Here is a 25,321-nt window from a genome sequence, read left to right on the forward strand (position 1 = left end):
AGGTCATTGGGCTTACCTTTGGTAGTTAGTTCATTAGATCCTGTTTTGACCTCTGACACAAACTAATTTACAGTCCCGTCGGCGCATTGCCAGGGGCCTTTATCGCACCGCGAAGGGCTGCCTCATCAATGCTGACGTGAACGGTAGCTACAATATCTTGCGCAAAGCATTCCCGGATAACGGGATAGAGGCTGTCGTAGTTCAGCCAATCAGGATTACACCTGGTAAAGGATAAATGGCAACATTTTCCGAACTATTCCTTACAAAAGCCTTATCAAATTTGCCACCGTTGATCGGGTTTCAGCCCGTACCATAGAGCAGTGCGGCCTAAAGACAGAGTCTATGAGTATTTTGGAAGCCATTATCTTGGGCATTGTCCAAGGTGCCTTCATGTTTATCCCGGTGAGCTCCACCAGCCATCTAGCCTTGACCCAACACTGGCTGATTGAGCGTGGTTCAGCCCTGCCTCCCCCCGAGTCAGGGGAAATGATTCTCTTTAACCTGGTGGTGCATGTGGGTACCCTGGTGTCTATTTTGCTGGTGTTTCATGAAGGGGTAAGCCGATTTCTGGGGTCAATGGGGCAATGGTTAGGGCAGCGGCTGTCGCCGCAAAAGCCGACAACCCTGGCCACAGACTTAGGCCTGGAAAGCGAATTGTCTCCGGCCCTGGCTTGGCCGTTCTATCGTCGGCTGGGGCTGTTAGGCGGGCTCTCTGTGCTGGTGACGGCCCTGATGGGGTTTAGCTTGAAATCACAATTTGAGCTGATTTTTGCCACTCCCCTGGCCATGAGTCTGACCCTGACCATTACCGGCATATTGCTGTGGGTGTCAGACCAACTGAAGCATCAAAAGAAAACCTTAGAGAATTTTTCCCCCCTAGGGGCAAGTGTGGTGGGGTTTGCCCAGGGGCTTTCCCTGATTCCGGGGCTGAGCCGTAGTGGTATGACGATCTCCTTTGCCTTGTTTACTGGGCTGCAGCGTCCCCAGGCGGCTGAGTTCAGCTTTTTAATTGCCTTCCCCACCATCCTGGGGGCCACCCTGGTGCAAAGCATTGAGGTTTTGCGGCATGGGCCGCTAGTGGGCACCAACTGGCTGACCATGTTAGTTGGGTTTGTGACCGCCGCGATCGTTGGTGCGATCGCCCTAAAGCTGGTTTTAATCGTATTTTACCAGGCCCGAATGCGGTACTTTGCCTACTATGTTTGGGTGTTGGCCCTGATTGTGGCCATCAGGGTGCTGGTGTAATCGCAAACTCTAGCCCAAAGGTTTGGGCTAAATGGCAGGTTTGGTGATCGGTCATATTGGTGTCGCTCAGCTCCAGGTTGTAAAAGTGCACTTGGTCATGGCCGAAGTAAGGGCCAGCATGCCAGGTGCCCACCGCCAAATTGACAAAGCAATGACCGGGAATGTGAAACGCCTGGATGGTGGCTGGGTCGGGGGTAGCGGCTGGCCCTGGGGGGGCTACGGCCAGCCACCAGTCTTTGCCTCCTAACGCCCCTAAACACTGAGTACAGCGACGATGACGGGTAATGGTCCGAAACCGCTGCCCCCGATGGGTGAGGGTCATAATGTAAAACCTGGGGGTACCGGCATCCAGCACCAATTGGGCATCATTGGCCCCAAAGGCTTGGCCATCTGGGCTGGGAAAAATCACCTGCCCAAAGGGGGCAAAGCCCTCAGGGGTAATTGGCCGAGCGATGAGAGTCTTGAGGGTAATAGCCGTATCCATATCAGAGGTAGACATAACTGGTGGTCCATCAAGTTAAAGATGGCAAGCTGTCAGGGTTTACGGTCTACGGCTGGCCTTAACTCGCAGGTCGCAGACCCCATCATTATCAGATTGGCTGAGCACTAGAACATATCCTTTTTACCGCGCAACCGGGCAAAGGTTTGGACCGGGGTCTGCCCCTTAACCGCTTGCTGCAGGGCCGGTTGGTCCCAACGTAGAAAGGGGTTTGTCTGTTTTTCTAAGCCTAACTCAGACGGTACAGTGGGTTGTTGCTGGGCTCGGGCCGCCTGCACCGCCTGCAGTCGCTGGTTTAGGTCCGGGTTGCCGCCATCCACAGTCATGGCAAACTTGAGGTTGTTGAGGGTGTACTCATGGGCGCACCACACCCGAGTTTGATCGGGCAACTGCCGCAATTGCTCCAGGGAGGTCACCATCTGCTGGGGGGTGCCCTCAAATAGGCGGCCACAACCGCCAGCAAACAGGGTGTCGCCACAAAACAATTCACCCCATGGGTCAGTATCGGTGGGCGGAAAATAGTAGGCAATGTGAGCCCGGGTGTGCCCTGGCACAAATAAAACCTCCGCCTGGCGATCGCCAAAGCTGACCCAATCTCCAGCGTTTAGAAAGACAGTTTGACCTGGGATGCGCCCGTGGTCTTCAGCGCTGCCATAGACGGCTGCCTCAGGAAATTGGGCCAGTAGGGTACGGTTGCCGCCCACATGGTCACTATGATGATGGGTGTTAAAGATGACCCTGAGGTTAGCGCCCAAGGACGTCAGGTGTTGTAGCACCGGAGTAGCGTCCCCAGGGTCAACCACCGCAGCGGTGCCTCGATCGCGATCGTGCAGTACAAAGATATAGTTATCGTGAAAAGCGTTAAGTCGGTAAATATCCATAACCATGGCAAACCTGACGTTGCCAAATGCCCTCAATTGACTTGCGGTATACGTCTAGCTTAAAACACCCTCAAACCCGAGTAGGGTACCTAGCGCCAAAGGCGCGGCTCTGCCCCAGGCGATTTCAGTAGTACCACCGTAGCAGACGGCTCCTTAACCCATGTTTAATGCAGATTCATCGAATCTTTAAGGGATGAACCCTTTGGTAATTCAGGAATTGGGCATGATTAAGGCAGAGTCCAAGGTGTTTTGTAGTTGTTGATACATCACACTTAATGCTGCCCAATTGCCCTAAGTAAGCTCTTTTCATCCCTTGCCCATAAGGATTTACAGCCGTGGTTTCATCATTTGCCCACCATACCCCTTGGCACCGGAAACCGTCGCCCCAGCCCTCTCCGGTTCAAGCTCAATTTCCTCAGACCATCGAGTCTTTAGTCACCACTGCCCTTGACCAAGGCACCCTAACCCGTCGCGATCACTTAACCTTGACCGCCGCCATGCTCAGTAATCCGGTACTCACCACAACGGACCGCCAGCAGATTAACCAACTATTCGATGCCATTCGCATGGGGCGAGTCAACGTGACAGATTAACCTGAATGTTGGGTTTAGGTGACTGGTTTTAGGGTGCAGGCTTCGTCCTGGACCTTGCCTTCCAGCGGCTTAAACTTTTGCGTCGTTGACAAGAATTCGTGCCACTCTATGGGGTTATAGCTGACCGCTTTGGAGTACACGCTGTGGGAACGATACGACAATCAAGACTAAGGACAAGACTAAAGAAACTATATGGGCTCCGGCTCAGCCCCTGGCTAGCGTTAGGGGGGCTTGGGGTCCTAAGTTCTAGCGCCCTAGCCCAAGGACCAGGACTCGAAACGACCGACCTACAAGTGGCGATCGACACCCTGTGGGTGTTGGTTGCAGGCTTTCTGGTATTTTTCATGAACGCCGGTTTCTGTATGTTAGAAACCGGCTTTTGCCGTAGCAAAAACGCCGTTAACCTACTGGCCAAAAACCTGATTGTATTTGGCCTATCCACAGTAGCGTTCTGGGTGCTGGGCTTTGGTCTGATGTTTGGCGATGGCACCCCCCTGATGGGGTTGTCTGGCTTTTGGCTACAAGGGTTGGATAACAGTCCCGCCACTGGGGCAGCCTACAATGGCGTCTTTACGGCCCTAGACTGGGCTGGAGTCCCCCTAGAAGCCAAGTTTTTCTTTCAACTGGCGTTTGCAGGGACCGCCGCCACCATTGTGTCAGGGGCCGTAGCCGAGCGCATCAAGTTTCTCGCTTTCTTTATCTTCAGCCTATTGCTGGTGGGCCTGTCTTACCCCATTACCGGTCACTGGATCTGGGGAGATGGGGTGTTAGCGAATCTAGGGTTCTATGACTTTGCTGGCTCTACCGTGGTGCATTCTGTGGGGGGGTGGGCGGCCCTGGTGGGGGCTGTCTTGCTCGGTCCTCGGCTAGGTCGGTATCAAACCCGCCCCGTGGCCATGCCGGGCCACAACCTCAGCATTTCCGCCCTGGGCTGTTTAATTTTGTGGTTAGGGTGGTTTGGGTTTAACCCTGGCTCTACCATGGCCGCTGATCCCTTTGCCATTAGCCACATTGTGCTAACCACCAACCTGGCCGCCGCCATGGGGGGCTTGGCGGCTACCGTAACCGCCTGGATTTATTTATCCAAGCCAGACCTATCGATGATCATCAATGGGGTTTTGGCGGGCCTGGTGGGGATCACGGCGAGTTGTGCCTATGTGAACTTAGGCAGTGCGGCCATTATTGGCACCGTAGCTGGGGTAATTGTGGTGTTTTCGGTGACGCTGCTGGATCGGCTCAAAATTGATGACCCGGTGGGGGCTGTTTCTGTGCACCTGGTGTGCGGCATTTGGGGCACCCTAGCCTTAGGTCTGTTTAGTGTTGCCCCAGGAACTTTCCCCTGGTATGGCCCAGGAGAGGGTCCCTTAGCTGGAGCCTTCATGGGAGGTGGCGTGCAGCAGGGGCTAATTCAATTACTCGGCATTGTCGCCGTAGGCGTATTTACTAGCCTGTTTAGCCTAGTGAGTTGGCTGTTAATTCGGGCCATAGTTGGAATTCGGGTGTCCCAGGCCGAGGAAATGCAAGGACTAGATCTGGGGGAACACGCCATGGAAGCTTACCCCGAGTTTGGGGGTAACCAGCGGCGTTGACCCGTATTGACTACGCTAGCAAATCAAGTACAGCCTTTGGCTGCAACTTGTGCTTAAACCACACGACCTGAGCTGGGACCTTGGCAATGTCAACCCCAGCTTTTTCTAAATTCAACCGTTCGGACACCGCCAAAATCAAATTATCCCGTTCGGATTTGTGCACCTGGGCAAACTTTTTACGCAGGTATTCTGGTCGCCAGTAGCCGACAATTTCCAGCAGGTACTCGCGCCCGTCGGGGTGTACCAGGCGAAAGTCGGGAATCATCACACTGCCGGGCAGGGGCACCAGGTCCACCTCCCGTTCTAGCCGCCAGGGGGTTTTGTCCGTAGGCCAGCGGTTGACGAAGGATTCTTCGATCATGCTGTCGTAGGTCTTGCCAGGGGGATAGTGGGTGACCAGGCCGCAGCGGCTGTCAAGGCTGAATTGGCGAGTTTTAACCTGCTGGCTGTAGCTGTCTTTCATCTGTAGAGTGGCGGTCAGTCGCCAGCGGCTGACATGTAGGATGGCAGGAATTAGCTTGGCGATATCGACCCCATAGCGGGTGCTAGGTTGGAACAGGCTGGCGGGGCCATCGATGGTGATGGTAAAGCCCTGGTCGGCGTCCCCTTCGATGTAGGTCATCAGCCGAAACAGCTTCAGGTAGCGGAACATTAGCTTGTACTCGCCGGGGTCGTTGCGGTACAGGTGCATCACCAGGTCGCTGGCTTTATAGAACACCCCCTGGGTCTGGGAGAGGTTATAGCGGTGGATCAGGGCTTCGGGGGTGGGAGCCTCGAACTCGATCAAAATGCGATTGTCGGGCAGGTCGGCATAGAGACCCTGGCGGATGTGGTCGGGGGTAATGGCGCGATCGCATTCCTGGCTTAACTGCTGACTCAAGGTGGCCAGGTGTCCTTGGGCCGCCGTGGGGGATGGGGCCACCTGGGCGGCCTGGGAAAACACCCGTCGCCGCAATTTTATGGGTTCCAGGGGACTAACCACCTCAAAGCTGGCAAAGCTGTTACGCAAAATGTGGGCCAACCCCCGCTTAATTCGGTAGTTGGTATCTTCCCCTTCCAGCTCTTGCAGGTGGCGGTTCAGCTCTCCCTGGGGGTGGCCCACCTGGGACTGAAATAGCTGGATCAAATCCGCTGCTATGTCTAAATAGGTGGTATTCAGGGGCAGCCGCTTGGGCTGAATCGCCTCCCCCTGATAGCGATAGATCAACAGGTCACTGGGTAGCGTAGGTGAGTCCTCCTCGGCTTGGGGCTTGCTTGTAAGCCAATCATAGTATTGGCAACCCCCACTCAAAACATCAGAACCTTTCATCCCCTCCCACGGAGGGGTGCCCGGAGGGCGGGGTGGGTTCTTCGGGCTTGCTTGACCCACCCCTACCCCTCCAAAGGAGGGGATTTCGGACCTTGATGCCACCAAATCTCTACATCTGCTAATCTGCTACCCCTAAATTCAAGACTTGACGCTGCACTAGTGAGCCCAAAAAAACTCTCCTTTGCCGCCTAAAATGTATCGTGGGTCAGCCCTGGTCTGATAAAATCCTTTTCCGCTATTGATCACGATGGGCTAGACCGACATTTACGGGGTAATCAGGGTATGAATTCGCTTGGACGACACATTTTGGTCGAGTTCTTCGGCTGTTCCGCAGACATTCTCAACGACGTGCCGCTGATCGAAAGCAGCATGGTGACCGCTGCGGCCGATGCTGGGGCTACGGTCATTAGTTCCGTATTCCACCACTTTTCCCCGTTTGGGGTGTCGGGGGTGGTGGTGATACAAGAAAGTCACCTGGCGATTCACACCTGGCCCGAGTACCGCTATGCAGCGGTGGATCTGTTCACCTGCGGCGATACGGTTAACCCCTGGATCTCCTTCGACAAGCTGAAGGCCGCCTTCCATGCTGACTATGGTTCGGCCCTAGAGCTCAACCGTGGCCAGCTCGAACTGTTTGAGCGCATCGACATTGACCTCGGGGAACTGCGGGATGAGGCCACCAACAAGCTGATTACCCCCAAACAAAGCCGCAGCGTCTGGTTTACCGACAAAAACGACGACATTGCCCTGTCCATTCGCCACAAAGGCGATCGCGTCTTCCGCGAAAAATCCCCTTACCAAACCGTAGAAATTTTCGACACCTTTGCCTACGGCAAAATGCTGACCATCGACAACATGGTGATGTGCAGCGAAAAGGATGAAAACGCTTATCACGAGATGATCATCCATGTGCCGATGCTGCTCAATCCCAGCTTCAAAGATGTGCTGGTGATCGGTGGTGGCGATGGCGGCAGCGTGCGGGAGATTTTGCGCCACCCCCAGGTCGAACAGGTCACCATGGTGGAAATTGATGAGGTGGTGGTGCGCGCTTCTCGGGAACACCTGCCCTCCCTGTCTGAGGCCCTCGATGATCCCAAGCTGGACCTGCGCATCGAAGACGGCATCGCCTTTGTGGCCAATGCTGCCGATGCCAGTTACGACCTGATTGTAATTGATTCCTCTGACCCGGTAGGGCCATCAGAGGGGCTATTTAGCACCGAGTTTTACCAGCAGGTCTACCGCTGCCTGAGGCCGGGTGGGGCGATCGCCGCCCAGAGCGAGTCTCCCCGGTTTAACCAGCGGGCGTTTGTGGATATCCATCGCTGCTTACAGGGAATTTTTGGGGCAGATAGTGTCCATTGCTATCTAGCCTTTATCCCCACCTACCCGACCGGCATGTGGAGCTTCAACTACGCCACCAAGGGGGCCGCCCACCCCATAGAGGGCCTGGATGCAGATCGATCCGCCGCCTTTGCCGCTCAGCACAACTTGCAGTACTACAATGTCGGCATGCATCAGGCCGCTTTTGCCTTGCCCACCTTTGTGCAAAGGATGTTGAAACAGAACGACTAAGGGGCATCGCCAATCAAGTTGTCTTAGAGCGCTGATGTTAGAGCCATGAAGTCCTGCTCACTGGCTCTAGAACATCCATATAAAGTGCCAAAATCCCAGCCTTGCTCTGGGCTACTGGCTGTCCAACAACGGTTCTCCCCCACGTCTATGATTGTTGGCAAAGATACCCTAGAAACCTTTAATCCCAGTGGGGTTGGCCTGGATAATGGCAACCTCTACGGCTTGCCCTGCGACTACGACACCGCCAACATGATTATCTTTGGCATCCCCTGGGAAGCTACCGTGTCCTACCACACTGGCACCGCCCAGGGGCCGCGGCGGGTGCTAGAAGCCTCCCCCCAGTTAGATCTGTACGATCGCGATAACCCCGATGGTTGGCGACAGGGGATCTTTATGCCCCCGCTTCCAGAGCATTTGTATGAGTTAAATCAAGCGGTGCGGGAGTCGGCCAATCGGGTGATTCAGGCCACAGAGGAGGGCATTGCGATCGCCTCCCAGCCCTTATTACAAGCAGACCTTGACTGGGTAAACCACGGCTGCGAACAAATGACCGGCTGGCTCTATGCCCAGGCCACCACCGCTCTAAATCAGGGAAAACGAGTGGGAATCATCGGCGGCGACCACAGCGTCCCCCTGGGCTACCTGCAAGCCCTCGCCGAACGCTACACCGACTTTGGCGTCCTGCACATTGACGCCCATGCCGATCTGCGCCAGGCCTACCAGGGCTTTCTCTATTCCCACGCCTCAATTATGTACAACCTGCTGGGCTTGCCCCAGATTAGCAAGCTCGTGCAGGTGGGCATCCGCGACCTGTGCCATGACGAAGTAGCATTGATCGAGCAGTCCAAAGGGCGAATCATTACCCATTACGACACTGTTCTGAAAGAAAACACCTATGGGGGTATTGCCTGGATGCAGCAGTGCGAAGCGATCGTGGCAGCGTTGCCCCAGCAGGTCTATATCAGCTTTGATGTGGATGGTCTTGACCCCAAGCTATGCCCCCACACGGGCACCCCGGTACCCGGAGGCCTGGAATTAGAAGAAGTATTTTGCCTGTTACGTCAGGTGGTGCGTAGTGGACGTCAGATTATTGGGTTCGATCTGTCAGAAGTAGGCGATGGCGAGTGGGATGGCAATGTGGGCGCCAGGGCGGTCTACAAGCTCTACTGTTTAATGGACCTAACAACTGGTCAGTCAAAAAAATAGTGACGGGAGATGTGACTTACGGTTCACGGTACGCAGTTTAAGGCCAGCCGTAGGCCTTGCACCGTAGACCATGAACCGCAGACCCTGCGTTTAGTAAGCCAGCAGATCACCTAACACCCAACCGACCTGGTCAGTCATAGCGCCGCTGGCAGGTCTGACCTTGTACCAAACCCCATCACTCTGCCACTGCTCGGCCAAGATCAACACCTCAGCCCCGCGGCGCAACTGATACGCCATAGCATAGTTTTGACCTGGGCCTATCCGTACGTTGGCCAAGCTGGCGTTGACTGTAGCCCGGCGGGCATTTTGGTCTTCAATCGTTACAATGGTGGCCACCCTGGACATGTTGTCGTATTGACACCGGACATTGTAAGTTTGTCCACCTCGGGTCACACTCATAATCACGTCAGCCCCGATCATCCGGCCACCGCTACCAGTTACCGAGTGGCTTTCTACCACACGATTAAAGGTGAGTCCCTGTCGTCCGGCCTGCTGTTGGCAGGTCTCTCGGGCGCGACCAAGTTGGAACTCTTCATCACCTACGTCAGTACCAGCTTGGGCTGCTGGAAGCACCGCCATACTGGCTAATGCGGAAAGAGTAATGATCTTGCTAAATGTGCAAACACTCACAGGTATCCGTTCCTCCTCATAAATAACTGAAAGCATGGTACTTCAAATACCAGCGCAGGTATAGTATCGAACAAATATCTGAAAATCATATGGTCAGACATGTAGAGCCAAATAAGCTCTGAAGTCACTTACTGGCCCTAGGAATAAATCAAAAGAGAAACTTAAAATCGCCTTAGACAATCGAAGGTTTAACGATAGGATAAGGTCGATCAATCAATCATCTACCTGTACCAAGACAGCTTAGATGCTTGCGATTCGAGCCCTACCATCGTTAATTTTGTGCGCTGACTTGAGCCATACCTCGGTACAGCGTAGTCTGTTCCCTGTCTGTGTTTAATTAATTTGACTATTTTGAGGAGAATGATTATGAGCCCAGTAAAAGCAATGACCAAAGCTGCAGCGATCGCCGCAGTAACCGCCGCCAGTTTGCTTCCCTGGTCCACCGCCCAAGCAGAGCCCGTAGCCCATGACAACCCTAGTCTGCAAGCGTGTCAAGCTAGCCTCAAGCCCAGAGTCCAGAGAGAGTATGCCAATGTGGATCAGGTGCAGTGGCTGACAGATACCGCCACCGAGAGCTTCGTCTCCAACGCCGAAACCCGCTACCAGGGTCGTGGCCAATTTAGGCAAACCGACGGCTGGCATACGTTTAGCTATAACTGCGTGTTTAACAACCGCACTGGCTCCATTAGCAGCCTCACCTACAGCATCATCAACTAGATCGACCCTGGGGACTTGAGGTGGCGGGGAAGGTCTATATTTCAGTGTTAACTGGCCCATTCTGTGGCACCCTGGGAAATGGTTGTCGCAACTGCACTTAACCGACTTTCTCCGCACTGGTAACCATAGAGCTACGGCTATGCAAACGCTTCCTAATCCCGTCTCCCAGGGTTCATCGACCACCGACGTTGCCCCCATCGATACCACCATCCACCGCCGCCAAACTCGGCCAGTGCCAGTGGGCAATGTCACCATTGGAGGTGGCCACCCGGTGGTAGTTCAGTCGATGATTAATGAAGACACCCTGGATATTAAGGGGTCCGCTGCGGCCATTCGTCGCCTGCATGAGCTAGGCTGCGAAATTGTCCGGGTTACCGTTCCCAGCATGGCCCATGCCAAGGCCCTGGCGGACATTCGCAAAATTTTAGAAGACACCTATCAGCCCGTTCCCCTGGTGGCCGATGTGCACCACAACGGCATGAAGATCGCCCTAGAGGTGGCCAAGCATGTGGATAAAGTGCGGATTAATCCTGGCCTGTACGTGTTTGAAAAACCCCAGACCGGCCGCACCGACTATTCCCAAAGTGAGTTTGAGGAGATTGGCGCTAAAATTCGCAGCACCCTGGAACCCCTGGTGGTATCTCTGCGGGATCAGGGCAAAGCTATGCGCATTGGCGTCAACCACGGCTCTTTGGCCGAACGGATGCTGTTTACCTACGGCGATACCCCCGAAGGCATGGTGGAGTCGGCCCTGGAATTTATCCGCATTTGCGAATCCCTAGACTTTCGCAATCTGGTGATTTCGTTGAAAGCCTCTCGGGTGCCGGTGATGATTGCCGCCTATCGGCTGATGGTGCAGCGGATGGATCAACTGGGCATGGACTACCCCCTGCACCTGGGGGTGACCGAAGCTGGCGACGGCGAGTATGGCCGGATTAAATCCACTGCAGGCATTGGTACCTTGCTAGCCCAGGGCATTGGCGACACGATCCGGGTTTCCCTGACCGAGGCCCCAGAGAAAGAAATCCCCGTGTGCTACAGCATTTTGCAGGCCCTGGGTCTACGCAAAACCATGGTGGAATATGTGGCCTGTCCCTCCTGTGGCCGCACCCTGTTTAACCTGGAGGACGTGCTGCACGAAGTGCGGGAAGCGACAAAGCATCTGACCGGGCTAGACATCGCGGTGATGGGCTGCATCGTCAATGGGCCGGGGGAAATGGCCGATGCCGACTACGGCTATGTGGGTAAGACGCCGGGCTATATCTCCCTCTACCGGGGCCGGGAAGAAATTAAAAAAGTGCCGGAAGCCAACGGAGTTGAAGAACTGATCAACCTGATCAAAGCCGATGATCGCTGGGTGGATCCCTAAAGGCCGCCCCAGGTCACCCGCCTGATAGGGGATGCTACTCCCCAAAGGCCCGCGATAGGATCATCCTAGATGACATCCCTACAGGAGGTTTCCATGACCCAGTCCAAGCGTTCCTGGGACTTCGGTCGCTTTGTTCAAACCCTGGATTTTTTCGACTCTATTCCAGTTGTTAGTTGGGTACAAGCTATGATGTCTGGTTCCCAGGCCCCTCAGCCTCCCCAGGTACAAGATGGCGTGCTGTTTGACTTTAGCCAGGCCGACCCTGAGCAGGTGGCAATTTGGGGTGCTCTTGATGACGTGGTCATGGGGGGGGTGAGTGACAGTGGCTTCCAGGCCGGGGACGGGGCTGCCCGGTTCACGGGGACAGTCTCCACTGAAAATTCTGGCGGTTTTGCCTCGATCCGCACCCGCAACTTTGACCCACCCCTGAACCTAGCCACCTACCGGGGTATCGAACTGCGGGTGCAGGGGGATGGTCAGCGGTATAAGTTCTTTCTGCGCGATCGCGATGGCTGGGATGCGATCGCCTATGGTTATTCCTTTGACACCACCCCTAATGAGTGGGTCACGGTGCAGATTCCGTTCACCGAGTTAACGCCAGTCTTTCGGGCCAAGACCCAGCCGGAGGCTCAACCTTTGGACCCTGGTAATATTCGCTCGTTGCAGCTGATGCTCAGCAAGTTTGAGTATGACAAAGCCCTGAATCCCCACTTTACCCCTGGCCCGTTTTGCCTGGTGGTGCAGACGATTGCGGCCTTTCGCTAGAGAGGTAGATGGGTGGATGGGTGGTAGACGCGGAGCGGCTTCCCGCAGGGTAGGGTGGATGGGTGGTAGACGCGGAGCGGCTTCCCGCAGGGTAGGGTGGATGGGTGGTAGACGCGGAGCGGCTTCCCGCAGGGTAGGGTGGATGGGTGGATGGGTAGAAGAGGTGGGGAAGGTGGGGAAGGTGGGGGAGATGGGGAAGGTGGGAGAATTTTGAATTGTGTAGGGCTTTGACCTTCCTGAAGGGGATTTTGAATGCGTAACGTAGATCAGGCGGTTTAGGAATAAAGTATAGTCCGTACGTAGCAGCGGAACGAATGTTAGACAGTTTTCGTTCTTCTCTTTTCTTTTTTCGTTCTTTAGAAGATCCGTAGGGGCGGACCTATGTGTCCGCCCTTGAGGGGAATGGGGAAGGTGGGGTGTCGATGCGATCGCGGCTTCCCGCAGGGTGGGGGAGAGGATTCTGGGTTGGCGGCTTACGGTACAAGGTACACGGTACGTCCCCTCCTGGAAGGCCTGTGCTGTATAGCCTGCGGCATGGCTTCGCTAGCGCGTAGCGGCCCCGGAGGGGCAACTTGCCGAAGTAGGCAGGGGTGGGTTAACCTCACGGCTTGCCGTACACCCGCAACCCGAAACCCAAAACCCCTACAACTTCTGAGATTATTTGTTGCAAAACTTAAAGTGCTGTCAGATCTCCCAAAAGCCCTGATAAACTAGCACTCAGCGATTTGAATAACCTCTCCAGATTCTGCCTTGAGCAGATAGGGCCTAGGCCCGAGGCTTTATGGCTCATAGTCCTGTGTGAATGGCTTATAGCCGTGTGTAATAGGACTAGACACATCTAAATCAACCGCGCAATCACGAACTCATGGTAGATTCCCTTAAAAAGCCTGAATTTCAAGAAATCCGACCGGGGGTGAAAACTCCAGCTAAAGACACCATTCTGACGCCTCGGTTTTACACCACCGACTTCGACGAGATGGCCGCTATGGACATCTCCATCAACGAAGATGAGTTGATGGCCATTCTAGAAGAATTCCGGGCTGACTATAACCGCCATCACTTTGTGCGGGATGAGTCCTTTGATCAGTCCTGGGACAGCATGAGTGGTGAGACCCGTCGCCTGTTTGTGGAGTTTCTAGAGCGCTCTTGTACAGCCGAGTTTTCTGGGTTCTTACTCTATAAAGAGCTGGGTCGGCGGCTTAAGGGCAAAAGCCCGGTGCTGGCCGAGTGCTTTAATCTCATGTCCCGAGATGAAGCCCGCCATGCTGGCTTCCTCAACAAGGCCATGTCAGACTTCAACTTGCAGCTTGATCTGGGCTTTTTGACCAAGAGCAAAAAGTACACCTTCTTCAAGCCCAAATTCATCTTCTACGCCACCTACCTGTCCGAAAAAATCGGTTACTGGCGCTATATCACCATCTATCGTCACCTCGAATCTCATCCAGAAAACGAGATTTATCCCATCTTCCGATTCTTTGAAAACTGGTGCCAGGATGAAAACCGCCACGGCGATTTCTTCTCGGCCTTGATGAAAGCTCAGCCTGAGATCCTGAATGATTGGAAGGCCAAGCTGTGGTGCCGGTTCTTCCTGCTGTCGGTGTTTGCCACCATGTACTTGAATGACCTACAGCGGAGTGGTTTCTATGCCTCTTTGGGGCTCAATGCTCGGGACTATGACATCCATGTGATTGAAAAAACCAATGAAACCGCTGGACGAGTCTTTCCAGTGATTTTGAACGTCGATCACCCCGACTTCTTTAAGGGCTTGGATGTGGCTGCCGCTGCTAATGCCAAGATGGCCGCTGTGGCTGAGTCTAACCAACCCAAGGTTATACAGCAGTTGCGGAAGCTGCCCCATGTGGCCGCCATCGGCTGGCAGATGGTGAAGCTTTATTTCATGAAGCCCATCGATATGACCACCGCCCATGGCCAGGTTCGCTAGGTAAGTCGCCTGCCCTGCCAAGCGTTGATTTAAGTGCTATCCTCGTTTCCCCCAGCGGCTTTGTTCTTTGAGCAAAGCCGTTTTTTTCAAACTGTTCGAGTTATGGATGGTAATGTGCTGAACCCACTGCATTGGCTGGTGCTTCCCCTGGCCGACAACGGCTTGGGCCAGGGCGATCGCGTCTTTGGGCTCAAGCTCTGGTTGGCCACAATTTTGGTTGTGGGCCTGCCCCTGGGGCCGCAGCCAGGGCTGGCCCAGGACATAGCTCCTCAGGACATAGCTCCTCAGGACACCATGGCCCAGAATACCCAGGCCCCGACTTTCTGGAGTCAAGCCTTTACCGTGGACCCCTCCCCTGCCCTGGAGGGGCTGACGTTTGATCACCCGCCGCTGCAACGCTCCCAGGTCGATTTTTTTGTTGCCGAGTCTCCACCGTTTGATCATGCCCTAACCACCTCCCCCCCTGAACGACTCCAGACCCAGGGTTGTTCCCTTGTTGAAAAGGAATATGGCCTGTACGGATTTTGGCCCCCAAACCCCCAACTTTGGGGGCTTCAGATCCCCCCAGAATTGGGGGGCGGGGGGGCAAAGTCGCACCGTGGGCTTTTCTCCCATGACCATGAAACAGCCCCCCCTGAACAACTCCAGACGGGAGGGCATCAACCCGCGATCGCCCAGCAGTCAGCCCCAGACCTCGATCTCGACCCCGCCATCATTGAGGGCAGTCCTGTGCTGCAGCGGTGGTTACAGGGGCCGCCAGACATTACCCATGAGATTCGGCACCAGCCCAGCTTTCGGCCCCGATTGCGGGTTGGCTATGCCCACTTCCCATCTACGGATGGCATTGGCGGCATTGCCCTGGGGGTTGACGATCTGTTTGTATGGCCCGGCACAGGGCTAACCCTCAGCGGCAGCTACAGTCGCGGTGGGGGCGGACGGCGGCAAGACTACGGCGCTGAAGCCCGATATTACCTGCTACCCCTGGGGGGCTATGTCAACCTGGCTCCAACGGTGGGCTACCGTGCTCTCACCACCCCGGCCTACAACACCGACGGCATCAGCCTGGGGCTACGCCTGATGCTGGTACCCTCCCGGGGCGGGGCAGCGGACTTAGCCATTAGCCACCAGTGGGTTGCCGTCGGCGGCGATCGCGAAGTAGGCGTCACCCAATTTAGCTTGGGCTATGCGGTCACCCGCCAACTGCGCCTGGGCACCGACCTGCAGTTCCAAAACTCCCAGTTCGGCCAGGATAGCCGCCTGGGCCTCTCCTTAGAGTGGCTGCTGTGATTTACAGAGTGGCTGTTGTGACTTACAGAGTGGCTGTTGTGACTTACAGAGTGGCTGCTGTAATCTATCCCAAACTTGCCGCCTGCAGGGAGGGTTCTACGGCACTGGCCAGCTGGCGGAGGAGTTGGGCGGTGGTGTCAAAGTCCACACAGGCGTCGGTAATGCTTTGGCCGTAGGCCAGATCCCGCAAGTCTTTAGGAATGGACTGATTACCGGCCTTCAGGTGGCTTTCAATCATCACCCCCAGAATATGACGAGCACCACTCTGTACCTGGGTGGCCACATCGTCTAGCACCGTCACCTGACGGTTGTGGTCTTTGTTGGCATTGGCATGGCTACAATCCACCATCATCCGTGGATTCAGGTTGAGCTTCGCCATTTCTTCCGCGGCTTTGGCCACGTGGTCTTGGCTAAAGTTAGGGCCGCCTTTACCCCCCCGCAGCACCAGATGGCAGTCGGGGTTACCGGTGGTCGTGACAATACTGGCCAGACCATGCTGGTTAATGCCCAGGAAATGGTGGGGTTGACTGGCGGCCAGCATTGCATTCATCGCCGCTTGCAGGCTACCGTCTGTGCTGTTTTTAAAGCCAATGGGCATAGATAGCCCTGAAGCCATTTCCCGGTGGGTCTGGCTTTCGGTGGTGCGGGCCCCAATCGCGGTCCAGGCAATCACGTCGGCAATGTACTGGGGAGTGACTGGATCCAACAGTTCAGTGGCAGCGGGCAGCCCCAGATGGGCTAAATCCAACAACAGCTTACGGGCCAGGCGCAGCCCAGTGTTGATGTCGTAGCTACCATCCAGGTGGGGATCATTGATCAGCCCCTTCCAACCCACATTGGTGCGAGGCTTTTCAAAGTAAACCCGCATCAGAATTTCCAGTTGGCCCGACAGCTCATGGCGCAGATTGGCCAACTTTTGACCGTACTCGTAGGCAGCATCAACGTCATGCACCGAGCAGGGGCCGACGATCACCAGCAGGCGGCGATCTTCGTTGTAGAGAATGTGACGAATGCGATCGCGGGCTTCGGCCACCAGGGCGGCGGCCTCCGAGGTCATGGGGAACTCGTGGTGCAGCAGGGCCGGACTGACCAAAGGACGGGTCTCGACAACGTGAAGATCTTGAGTTTGATACATGAACTTGACTCAGTAGCGTGCGATGCAGGGAAACAGCCTATTCAAAATGGTAACTTACCTTACCCATTGTACCGGTCAGGGTTGCCCCACCAGGGCATCTGCAGGCTGGCCCAGGGCGGGTAGCATTTCTACCTCGGCGTTGTTGTAAAGCACCATCGTGGTGGACGAGTTTTCTTCAAACCCAATGCGCTGGTAAAAGCCTTGCTGGTGGGTGGTCATCAGGTAAACCCGCTCCACCCGACTCATGTGGGGATGACTCACCAAGGTTTCTACCATTTTGCGCCCCAAACCACCCCCCTGGTAGGTGGGATCAATCACCACATCCCAAATGGTGGCTCGAAACACACCATCAGAGGTGGCCCGGGCAAAACCAATCATCAGTTCCCCATCCCAGGCAGTGACGATGGGGTAGCTGTGGGCGATCGCCACCGCCATGTCCTGTTCAGAGCGATCCTGAGCCCAAAAGGCAGCGGCACGAAACAGATGAATCACCTGGGCCAGATCAGACGGGGAAAATTGCTCGGCATATTTGAACTGAATGGTACTGCAATCCATCAGAAACCTATGGCTTCCCGACAAGGGCTATGGGTGAATAGGGCTAAAACAAATCTAAATCCAGACCTGGAATTCTGCTTGTGGGAAAGCGCCAGATTCCAAGCTGGACTCGGTACAAGACCTGGACAGGTAAACCTGGAATACGCTATCGAGGTAGAGATAAACAACACAGGCTAACGGGCAATGACCAGGCTGTCAAAATTGAACCTTTCCCCAAACAGAATAAACAGTTTTTCTGAAATGTGCGATACCAAAACGGAATTTTCCCTGACATTGCCAAGAAACTCTGACATTCACTAGAACGCCGGTACAGATCCCAGGGTTCTGCCCTCGGATACCCCAAAACTCCTGGCTAACTAGCTCAAGAACCCTGGGATCTTGACGTACTGTACCGATGCTCTAGTGCCCGGCGGCATAATCGGCCAACCCGTCCTGTTACCTATTTAACCCACCCCTACCCCTCCCAGGAGGGGATGCCGACACCTGCCACCTGCCACCTGCCACCACTAGGGTCTGGCAGAATTCGCAGATTACCTCTAAACCCTTGGGCTAAGCTGGCTTTAAGGCCACCCACAGGAGCAAGTTAACCACCCCCACGGTAAACAACACAAACTGCCACTGGGTTAGCCGACCAATCGTGATTCCCCCCTGGACACGATGGTTGGTCAGGTTGGTCAGCATGCCGTGGCGATCGCAGAGGGGTACTTGCTGAATCGCGATCGCTAGCACCCCAATCAACAGGGCTGCCATTAAAGTCGCCAGAACAAAGCAAAGGATCGCCGTCACGATGAAAGGCTGAAGTCCACCATCGATCCCCCGCTCAAGCACAATCACACATCCTGTGGCAGCGAATACGTTTAGCCCTACCAGCCACTTACTCCAGTCCTGTAGCGCTTTGATCGCTTTTTCTTGCTGTTGGGCGTCCATGGCCAATGTCCAGATTCAATAAAAGAGTCGGTGGTTGCCCTATGTGGTTGCCATTAATCGTCTGGGTCAATTGGGTCAATTCCCGCTGCCCGGAGTTGGGCTATGAGTCGTTCGGCCCGCTGGCGCTCCTGTTCGGCCCGTTGGCGTTCCTGCTCCACTTGTTCAGCTCCCCACGGTAGGCGTTGCCCTTGCGGGTCCCACCAGCGCAACCAGTAACCTGTCCGATTTTCACGGCGGCCTTGCCAGACGCCCAAAAATAGTCCCATAGGCGCAATCCAGTAGCGCTTTTGATCGTTGGGGGATTGCAGGGTGTACTGGCAGGCTTCGTTCAGGGCATATACTTCCAGGCTGCCGCTATCGGGTTCAAAAACGGCATAGTAGGGAACTTGCAGGATCTGCTCATAGAAAAACCACTTGCCAGGAGGATAGGTGGGCTTGATGGAATACTCACCCCCTTCGGTATCTGACAGAAACTCCATCACGACTAAAGGAAAGTCCCCCTGTAACTGGGGGGTATAGCTGCGCTTAATCTGCGATCGCGGTACCCGAATGGCTGGTACGTAACCCCAATCGGGAGCTTTGACCACCAGTTGCCCATCCAGGGTGGCACAGAGGCCATAGTTCGTCATGGTCAGGGCCTGGGACGGTAATCGCCCAGCCAGTTCTAAACTCTCTGTTAAAGCGGCAGCCAGGGCAGGCTGATTAATATTATCCACAGGGTCATCATCGAGGACAAAATCATCGGGTAACCGTTCCCAGGTCACCGTCCAGGATGCTGTTGGAGCTACGGCCATGGCCAGCCTCGTGAATGTTCGGTATGGAGTGTACGGTTCGGAGCCTCAGATTTATAGTTTAGTGCCTTCCCAACCCCAGCGACTTTAATTAGGAACCCCAGGATAAGAGCGCCAGGCCAGCCCAGGCGGCAATCACCAGCCAGGGGCTGCAGGCACCCAAGGCCCAGGTGATAGGGGTGATAGGATAGAAAAGCACTTTTATCTGTTACAGAGCGGTCTTACATAACGGAAGTGCGGACATTGCCCCTTGTGGGGCGGTCTCCCCTTACGATTTACTGAGAAACAATATCCCCCTACGTTGACCTGGCTGTTTAATTCATGCTGAAGAACCTTCTAGGTGACCCCAACGCCCGCAAGCTCAAGAAATACCGGCCTGACGTGGTCGAGATCAACCTGCTGGAGGAAGAGATTCAGCAGTTGTCCGATGAGGCCCTGTCGGGTAAAACCGCAGAGTTTCAGCAGCGGCTTGACCAGGGGGAAAGCTTAGATGACCTCCTACCCGAAGCCTTTGCCGTCGTCCGGGAAGCCTCAAAGCGGGTGTTGGGGATGCGCCACTTTGATGTGCAGCTGATCGGCGGCATGGTGCTGCACGATGGTCAAATTGCCGAAATGAAGACCGGGGAAGGGAAAACCCTGGTGGCCACCCTGCCCTCTTATCTCAATGCTCTGTCAGGTAAAGGGGCTCACGTCGTCACCGTGAACGACTATCTGGCCCGACGAGACGCCGAATGGATGGGCCAGGTGCATCGATTCCTGGGCCTGAGTGTAGGGCTGATCCAGCAGGGCATGTCCCCGGCAGAGCGACGTAAAAACTACAGCTGCGACATCACCTACGGCACCAACAGCGAATTTGGCTTCGACTACCTGCGCGACAACATGGCCACCTCCATTGAAGATGTGGTGCAGCGTCCCTTCAACTACTGCGTCATTGACGAGGTGGACTCGATTTTGGTGGACGAGGCCCGCACCCCGCTGATTATCTCGGGCCAGGTGGAGCGGCCCAGCGAAAAGTACAACCGCGCCGCCGAAGTGGGTCGAGGCTTGAATGCCGAAGACCACTACGAAGTGGACGAAAAGGCCCGCAATGTGTTGCTCACCGACGAAGGCTTTATCAGGGCGGAAGAACTGCTGGGGGTGCAGGATCTGTTTGATCCCAAAGATCCCTGGGCCCACTACATCTTTAATGCGATTAAGGCCAAGGAGTTATTCACTAAGGACGTCAACTACATCGTCCGTAACGGTGAGATTGTGATTGTGGACGAGTTTACCGGACGGGTGATGCCTGGTCGCCGTTGGAGTGATGGCCTGCACCAGGCGATTGAAGCCAAAGAGCATGTGGAAATTCAGCCCGAAACCCAGACCCTGGCCAGCATTACCTACCAGAATTTCTTTTTGCTGTATCCCAAGCTGTCGGGGATGACTGGCACCGCCAAGACCGAAGAGGCGGAATTCGAGCGGATCTACAATCTGGAAGTGGCGGTGATTCCCACCAACCGGCCCCTGGCCCGGCGGGACATGTCGGATGTGGTCTACAAAAATGAAGAGGCCAAGTGGAAGGCGGTGGCAGCGGAATGTGCTGAGATGCACGAGGCTGGTCGGCCCGTGCTGGTGGGCACCACCAGTGTGGAAAAATCTGAGGTGCTGTCTGCCCTGCTGAGCCAGCGGGGGGTGCCCCACAACCTGCTGAATGCCAAGCCCGAGAACGTAGAGCGGGAGTCAGAAATTGTGGCCCAGGCGGGGCGCAGTGGGGCGGTGACCATCGCTACCAACATGGCCGGGCGAGGCACTGACATTATCTTGGGGGGGAACTCAGACTATATGGCCCGCCTGAAGGTGCGGGAATATCTGATGCCCCGGATTGTCAAACCTGAGGATGAAGACGAGTTTGGCGTTACCGCTGTACCTGGGGCTAAGGGGCGAGGTCAGGCCCAGGGGTTTGGTTCCGATAAAAAGGTGAAGACCTGGAAAGCCTCGCCAGATATTTTTCCGATTCAGCTGTCTGCCGATGCGATCGCAAATCTTAAATCTGCTGTAGATCTGGCCGTGTCCACCTATGGCGAGCGTAGTCTGACAGAGCTCCAGGCCGAAGATAAGCTGGCTGTGGCCGCCGAAAAAGCCCCCACCGAAGATCCGGTGGTGCAAAAGCTGCGGGATGTGTACAACCAGATTCGCCATGAATACGAACAGTTCACCAGCGCCGAACACGAAAACGTGATCCAGCGGGGCGGCCTGCATGTGATTGGTACCGAGCGTCACGAGTCACGCCGCATTGATAACCAATTGCGGGGCCGGGCTGGGCGCCAAGGGGATCCTGGATCCACCAAGTTTTTCCTCAGTCTGCAAGACAACCTGCTGCGGATCTTTGGCGGCGATCGCGTTGCCGGGCTGATGAACGCCTTCCGGGTCGAAGAAGACATGCCGATTGAATCCGGTATGCTCACCCGCTCTCTAGAAGGGGCCCAGAAGAAAGTAGAGACCTACTACTATGACATCCGCAAACAGGTGTTTGAGTACGACGAAGTGATGAATAACCAGCGGCGCGCCATCTACGCCGAGCGGCGGCGGGTGTTGGAAGGGGACCAGCTCAAGGAGATGGTGATTGGTTACGCCGAGCAAACCATGGACGACATCGTGCAGGCCTACATCAACCCCGAACTGCCTCCGGAAGAGTGGAAACTGCCAGAGATGGTAGAGAAAGTCAAAGAGTTTGTCTACCTGCTGTCAGACCTTACTCCCGAACAAATGGAAGACCTGTCCGTGGGGGAAGTGCGCACTTTTTTGCACGAGCAGGCCCGGATTGCCTACGACATCAAGGAAGCCCAGGTAGACCAAATTAAGCCTGGGCTGATGCGGGAGGCCGAACGCTTCTTCATCCTGCAGCAGATCGATAGCCTCTGGCGCGACCACCTGCAACAGATGGATGCCCTGCGGGAAACCGTCGGCCTGCGGGGCTACGGCCAGAAGGACCCCCTGATTGAGTACAAGAGCGAAGGCTACGAACTCTTCCTGGATATGATGACCGGCATTCGCCGGAATGTGGTGTACACCCTATTCCAGTTCCAGCCCCAGCCCCAAGCCCAGGTAAAAACTTCCCAAAGCGTCGGCTGACATTGGAGTGGTGTCATGTCCCTCACCCTAGAAGACCTGAAAAAATTACAGGCTGACTATCCTGACTACCGGATGGAACTGATCAATGGTGAGGTGCAGGTCATGAGTCCATCTGGCTATGAAGCCGATGAAGTCTCCATAGAGTTGGCGGCCCAGTTGCGCAACTGGGTCAGACCTCGCCAGTTGGGACGGGTCACTGGCTCCAGTGCTGGTTTTGTGCTGCCCAATGCTGACACCCGCGCTCCGGATGTCTCTTTCGTCAAGGCCGAGCGGCTGCGGCAAAGTCCTCGCTCCTTTGCGGAGCTGACCCCAGACCTGATGGTAGAAGTGAAATCCCCCACAGACAGCGTGACGAAGCTGCGGGCTAAAATTCAGGACTTCTTGGCCCTGGGTACCCAGGTGGGGATTTTAATTAATCCTGAAGCGCGCTGGGTAGAGGTCTATCGTCTGGGACGTGGGCCAGAGGTGTTGGTGGATGGCGATACCCTGACGGTGGCTGATCTATTGCCGGGGTGGCAGGTGGCCATTAGTGACCTCTGGCCCCTGGTTTTTGACTAGGGTCGGCAGGTAAAGAATGTTATCGACAGCTACCCGTCAAGCTCTATAGTTCGCGACAATAAGACCCGTACCGATGGCTCGACCCGGTGGCGGCCAGTTCAGGGTGTTTCGGCAAACTCACGCTGACCACTGCCCCGAAGGAGACTGACGGTATGAAACTGGCTTACTGGATGTATGCCGGCCCTGCCCACATTGGCACCCTGCGCATTGCAAGTTCGTTTAAGAACGTGCATGCGATTATGCATGCCCCCCTAGGGGACGATTATTTTAATGTCATGCGGTCTATGCTAGAGCGGGAGCGAGACTTTACGCCCGTCACAGCCAGTATTGTCGATCGCAACGTTTTAGCTCGGGGCTCCCAAGAAAAAGTCGTGGACAACATCGTTCGCAAAGACAGCGAAGAGCACCCCGACTTGATTGTGCTCACCCCCACCTGTACCTCCAGTATCTTGCAGGAAGACCTGGAGAACTTTGTGCAGCGGGCCAGCCTGGATGCCAAAGGCGATGTGATGCTGGCCGATGTGAACCATTACCGGGTGAACGAGCTGCAAGCCGCCGATCGCACCCTGCAGCAGATTGTGCAGTTTTACATCGAAAAGGCCCGTAAGCAGGGCACCCTGCCTGAGGGCAAAACCGAAAAACCTTCGGTCAATATCATTGGCCTCACCACCCTGGGGTTCCACAACATCCACGACAATCGGGAACTGCGCACCCTGATGGCCAACCTGGGCATTGAGGTGAATATGGTGATGCCCGATGGGGCGTCCGTTCACCAGATCAAAGACATGGGTCGGGCCTGGTTTAACCTGGTGCCTTACCGGGAAGTCGGCCCTGCCACCGCCGAATACCTGAATACTGAGTTAGGTATGCCCTGCGTGGACATCGCTCCCATGGGCATTGTTGACACCGCCCGCTGTATTCGCGCCATTCAGGCGGTGCTGAACCAGCAGGGGGCTGAGGTTGACTACGAAGCGTTCATCGACGAGCAAACCCGGTTCGTCAGCCAGGCTGCCTGGTTTTCTCGCTCCATCGACTGTCAGAACTTGACGGGCAAAAAGGCTGTGGTGTTTGGCGACAATACCCACGCGGCCGCCATCACCAGGGTGCTGGCCCGAGAAATGGGCATCCATGTGGTACTGGCAGGCACCTACTGCCAGTACGACGCCGACTGGTTCAAAGACCAGGTGAGTGAGTACTGTGACGAGGTACTGATTAGCGATGATAATGGGGCAATCGGCGATCGCATTGCCCAGTTAGAACCCGCCGCCATCTTTGGCACCCAAATGGAACGCCATGTGGGTAAGCGTTTGGATATTCCCTGTGGCGTCATTGCTGCCCCCATCCATATTCAAAATTTCCCTGTCGGCTACCGCCCCTTTATGGGCTATGAGGGGGCCAATCAAATTGTTGACTTGGTGTATAACTCCTTTACCTTAGGCATGGAGGACCACTTGTTGGAGATCTTTGGCGGCCACGACACCAAAGATGTAATTACCAAAACCATGTCCGCTGATGCTGACTTGGGTTGGAGCCATGACGGGCTGGCCGAACTCCAAAAAATCCCTGGCTTTGTGCGGGGTAAAGTCAAGCGCAATACCGAGAAATTTGCCCGGGACCAGGGGATCGATCAGATCACAGCCGAGGTGCTGTACGCCGCTAAAGAAGCTGTCGGGGCTTAATATGTAATTGACGATGGAGCCCTAAGCCTGGCTGGTAGCCCAGACCATCTGACAGGATCAGCCTAGCGCCTGATTTCAGGTGCGAGGCTGGGAGCATTAAAATTAGTTGGTTGGCTCATGCTAAAGAGTCACCCGGTTTAGGGCGGGTCTTGAGAGCTTGGCTTAAGGATTAGCTGGGCTGAAGGATTAAGGAGGGCGGTCTTAGGATGAAAAAAAAGGGGTATGTTCAAGAAATTGACCGGCTGAATGCCTTGAGGGAGTACAACATTTTAGATACTCCCTCAGAACAAATCTATGATGACATTACGGCCTTGGCCGCCTATATCTGTGATGTGCCCATCGCCTTAATTAGCCTAATTGATGCCGATCGCCAGTGGTTTAAGTCAAAAGTGGGGCTGAACGTGCGGGAGACCCCACGGGATATTTCATTTTGTGCCCATGCCATCTTGAACCCAGACATCATGGTCGTCAATGATGCCCTTGAGGATGAGCGATTTGCCCAAAATCCCCTGGTCACCTCCGACCCAGGGATTCGTTTTTATGCCGGTGTGCCCCTGACAACCCCCAATGGCTATCAACTGGGCACCCTATGTGTAATTGACTATCGGCCTCGGGATCTATCCAATACCCAGAAAAAAACCCTGGCCGCATTGGCTCGGCAGGTGGTCATGCAGATGGAGCTGCAGCGGGTCTCAGCCCAGCTGGCCGAGGCATTAGACCAGATCGAGTTGATGGCTGGGTTAGTCCCCATTTGCTCCTACTGCAAGGGCATCCGCAACGACCAAGGGTATTGGTCGACGGTTGAATCCTTCATGGAACAACATGCCAATGTGGAATTTACCCACGGAGTCTGCGATCGCTGTATGCGCCAACATTTCCCAGAGGTGGCCAATATACTGCTTGCCCAAGACGACCCTCTAGGCTACCAAACTGACCCATCTAGCCAAGAGCCCACTTAGGG

22 protein-coding genes and 1 pseudogene are annotated in these 25,321 nt (G+C 55.2%); 15 read left to right on the forward strand and 8 right to left on the reverse strand.

Annotated features, from left to right (window positions below; translation table 11 throughout):
- Window positions 1–79: 79 nt before the first annotated feature.
- A pseudogene (locus E1H13_RS28270) lies at window positions 80–235 on the forward strand (RNA-guided endonuclease TnpB family protein); the annotation flags it as partial.
- Window positions 236–342: 107 nt separating this feature from the next.
- The gene (locus tag E1H13_RS05315; protein ID WP_169612371.1) at window positions 343–1,245 is read left to right on the forward strand and encodes an undecaprenyl-diphosphate phosphatase; all 903 of its coding nucleotides are present in this window, start codon (window positions 343–345) and stop codon (window positions 1,243–1,245) included.
- On the opposite strand, the gene E1H13_RS05320 is transcribed toward E1H13_RS05315, so the two are convergent.
- A complete protein-coding gene (locus tag E1H13_RS05320; protein WP_169612460.1) occupies window positions 1,229–1,729 on the reverse strand; it encodes an ureidoglycolate lyase in 501 nt (166 codons plus the stop codon). The genes E1H13_RS05315 and E1H13_RS05320 overlap by 17 nt on opposite strands.
- Before the next feature lie 122 nt (window positions 1,730–1,851).
- Entirely contained in the window at window positions 1,852–2,625 is a 774-nt protein-coding gene (gloB, locus tag E1H13_RS05325; protein WP_169612461.1) for a hydroxyacylglutathione hydrolase, read from the reverse strand.
- 335 nt (window positions 2,626–2,960) lie between these two features.
- On the opposite strand from gloB, the gene E1H13_RS05330 reads away from it, so the two are divergent.
- Together E1H13_RS05330 and E1H13_RS05335 are read left to right on the forward strand one after the other, a co-directional pair.
- Window positions 2,961–3,218: a hypothetical protein gene (locus E1H13_RS05330; protein ID WP_169612372.1), complete on the forward strand. Its 258-nt coding sequence runs from the start codon at window positions 2,961–2,963 to the stop codon at window positions 3,216–3,218.
- A 152-nt stretch (window positions 3,219–3,370) separates the two neighbouring features.
- Complete coding sequence (locus E1H13_RS05335; protein WP_347404125.1) at window positions 3,371–4,807, forward strand: ammonium transporter; 1,437 nt, start codon at window positions 3,371–3,373, stop codon at window positions 4,805–4,807.
- A 10-nt stretch (window positions 4,808–4,817) separates the two neighbouring features.
- Here the strand turns inward: E1H13_RS05335 and E1H13_RS05340 are convergent, their stop codons facing one another.
- The gene (locus E1H13_RS05340; RefSeq protein ID WP_256378495.1) at window positions 4,818–6,017 is read right to left on the reverse strand and encodes a DUF790 family protein; all 1,200 of its coding nucleotides are present in this window, start codon (window positions 6,015–6,017) and stop codon (window positions 4,818–4,820) included.
- A gap of 381 nt (window positions 6,018–6,398) precedes the next feature.
- Here E1H13_RS05340 and speE point away from each other — a divergent pair, with 381 nt between their 5' ends.
- A complete protein-coding gene (gene speE / locus E1H13_RS05345; RefSeq protein ID WP_169612375.1) occupies window positions 6,399–7,688 on the forward strand; it encodes a polyamine aminopropyltransferase in 1,290 nt (429 codons plus the stop codon).
- Window positions 7,689–7,835: 147 nt separating this feature from the next.
- Complete coding sequence (locus E1H13_RS05350) at window positions 7,836–8,894, forward strand: agmatinase family protein (protein ID WP_169612376.1); 1,059 nt, start codon at window positions 7,836–7,838, stop codon at window positions 8,892–8,894.
- 90 nt (window positions 8,895–8,984) lie between these two features.
- Here the strand turns inward: E1H13_RS05350 and E1H13_RS05355 are convergent, their stop codons facing one another.
- Window positions 8,985–9,473 carry an SH3 domain-containing protein gene (locus E1H13_RS05355; protein ID WP_169612377.1) on the reverse strand — a complete coding sequence of 163 codons (489 nt, stop codon included), beginning with the start codon at window positions 9,471–9,473 and terminating at the stop codon, window positions 8,985–8,987.
- Between the two features lie 417 nt (window positions 9,474–9,890).
- Here E1H13_RS05355 and E1H13_RS05360 point away from each other — a divergent pair, with 417 nt between their 5' ends.
- From E1H13_RS05360 to E1H13_RS05380, 5 genes are all read left to right on the forward strand, one after another.
- On the forward strand, window positions 9,891–10,241 hold the full coding sequence (locus E1H13_RS05360) for a DUF930 domain-containing protein (RefSeq protein ID WP_169612378.1): 351 nt from the start codon (window positions 9,891–9,893) through the stop codon (window positions 10,239–10,241).
- A 139-nt stretch (window positions 10,242–10,380) separates the two neighbouring features.
- Entirely contained in the window at window positions 10,381–11,610 is a 1,230-nt protein-coding gene (ispG, locus tag E1H13_RS05365; protein WP_169612379.1) for a (E)-4-hydroxy-3-methylbut-2-enyl-diphosphate synthase, read from the forward strand.
- 93 nt (window positions 11,611–11,703) lie between these two features.
- Window positions 11,704–12,375: a CIA30 family protein gene (locus E1H13_RS05370; RefSeq protein WP_169612380.1), complete on the forward strand. Its 672-nt coding sequence runs from the start codon at window positions 11,704–11,706 to the stop codon at window positions 12,373–12,375.
- A gap of 865 nt (window positions 12,376–13,240) precedes the next feature.
- A complete protein-coding gene (gene acsF, locus E1H13_RS05375) occupies window positions 13,241–14,317 on the forward strand; it encodes a magnesium-protoporphyrin IX monomethyl ester (oxidative) cyclase (protein WP_169612381.1) in 1,077 nt (358 codons plus the stop codon).
- Between the two features lie 33 nt (window positions 14,318–14,350).
- Complete coding sequence (locus E1H13_RS05380; RefSeq protein WP_169612382.1) at window positions 14,351–15,604, forward strand: hypothetical protein; 1,254 nt, start codon at window positions 14,351–14,353, stop codon at window positions 15,602–15,604.
- A gap of 64 nt (window positions 15,605–15,668) precedes the next feature.
- Here E1H13_RS05380 and E1H13_RS05385 read toward each other — a convergent pair whose 3' ends face one another.
- The 4 genes from E1H13_RS05385 to E1H13_RS05400 form a co-directional block, all read right to left on the reverse strand.
- Complete coding sequence (locus E1H13_RS05385) at window positions 15,669–16,739, reverse strand: 3-deoxy-7-phosphoheptulonate synthase (protein WP_169612383.1); 1,071 nt, start codon at window positions 16,737–16,739, stop codon at window positions 15,669–15,671.
- A gap of 75 nt (window positions 16,740–16,814) precedes the next feature.
- The gene (locus E1H13_RS05390; RefSeq protein WP_169612384.1) at window positions 16,815–17,294 is read right to left on the reverse strand and encodes a GNAT family N-acetyltransferase; all 480 of its coding nucleotides are present in this window, start codon (window positions 17,292–17,294) and stop codon (window positions 16,815–16,817) included.
- Window positions 17,295–17,843: 549 nt separating this feature from the next.
- Window positions 17,844–18,221 carry a hypothetical protein gene (locus E1H13_RS05395; protein WP_169612385.1) on the reverse strand — a complete coding sequence of 126 codons (378 nt, stop codon included), beginning with the start codon at window positions 18,219–18,221 and terminating at the stop codon, window positions 17,844–17,846.
- Window positions 18,222–18,274: 53 nt separating this feature from the next.
- Window positions 18,275–19,015, reverse strand: a complete 741-nt coding sequence (locus E1H13_RS05400) for a Uma2 family endonuclease (RefSeq protein WP_169612386.1) — start codon at window positions 19,013–19,015, stop codon at window positions 18,275–18,277.
- A gap of 318 nt (window positions 19,016–19,333) precedes the next feature.
- Between E1H13_RS05400 and secA the strand changes: the two genes are divergently transcribed.
- The 4 genes from secA (at window position 19,334) to E1H13_RS27645 (ending at window position 25,319) form a co-directional block, all read left to right on the forward strand.
- Window positions 19,334–22,123, forward strand: a complete 2,790-nt coding sequence (secA, locus tag E1H13_RS05405; RefSeq protein ID WP_169612387.1) for a preprotein translocase subunit SecA — start codon at window positions 19,334–19,336, stop codon at window positions 22,121–22,123.
- A 15-nt stretch (window positions 22,124–22,138) separates the two neighbouring features.
- The gene (locus E1H13_RS05410) at window positions 22,139–22,681 is read left to right on the forward strand and encodes a Uma2 family endonuclease (protein ID WP_169612388.1); all 543 of its coding nucleotides are present in this window, start codon (window positions 22,139–22,141) and stop codon (window positions 22,679–22,681) included.
- 152 nt (window positions 22,682–22,833) lie between these two features.
- A complete protein-coding gene (bchB, locus tag E1H13_RS05415) occupies window positions 22,834–24,360 on the forward strand; it encodes a ferredoxin:protochlorophyllide reductase (ATP-dependent) subunit B (protein WP_169612389.1) in 1,527 nt (508 codons plus the stop codon).
- A 206-nt stretch (window positions 24,361–24,566) separates the two neighbouring features.
- Entirely contained in the window at window positions 24,567–25,319 is a 753-nt protein-coding gene (locus E1H13_RS27645) for a GAF domain-containing protein (RefSeq protein ID WP_169612390.1), read from the forward strand.
- Window positions 25,320–25,321 lie beyond the last annotated feature (2 nt).

It is taken from the genome of Nodosilinea sp. P-1105, from assembly GCF_012911975.1.
GTDB lineage: Bacteria > Cyanobacteriota > Cyanobacteriia > Phormidesmidales > Phormidesmidaceae > Nodosilinea.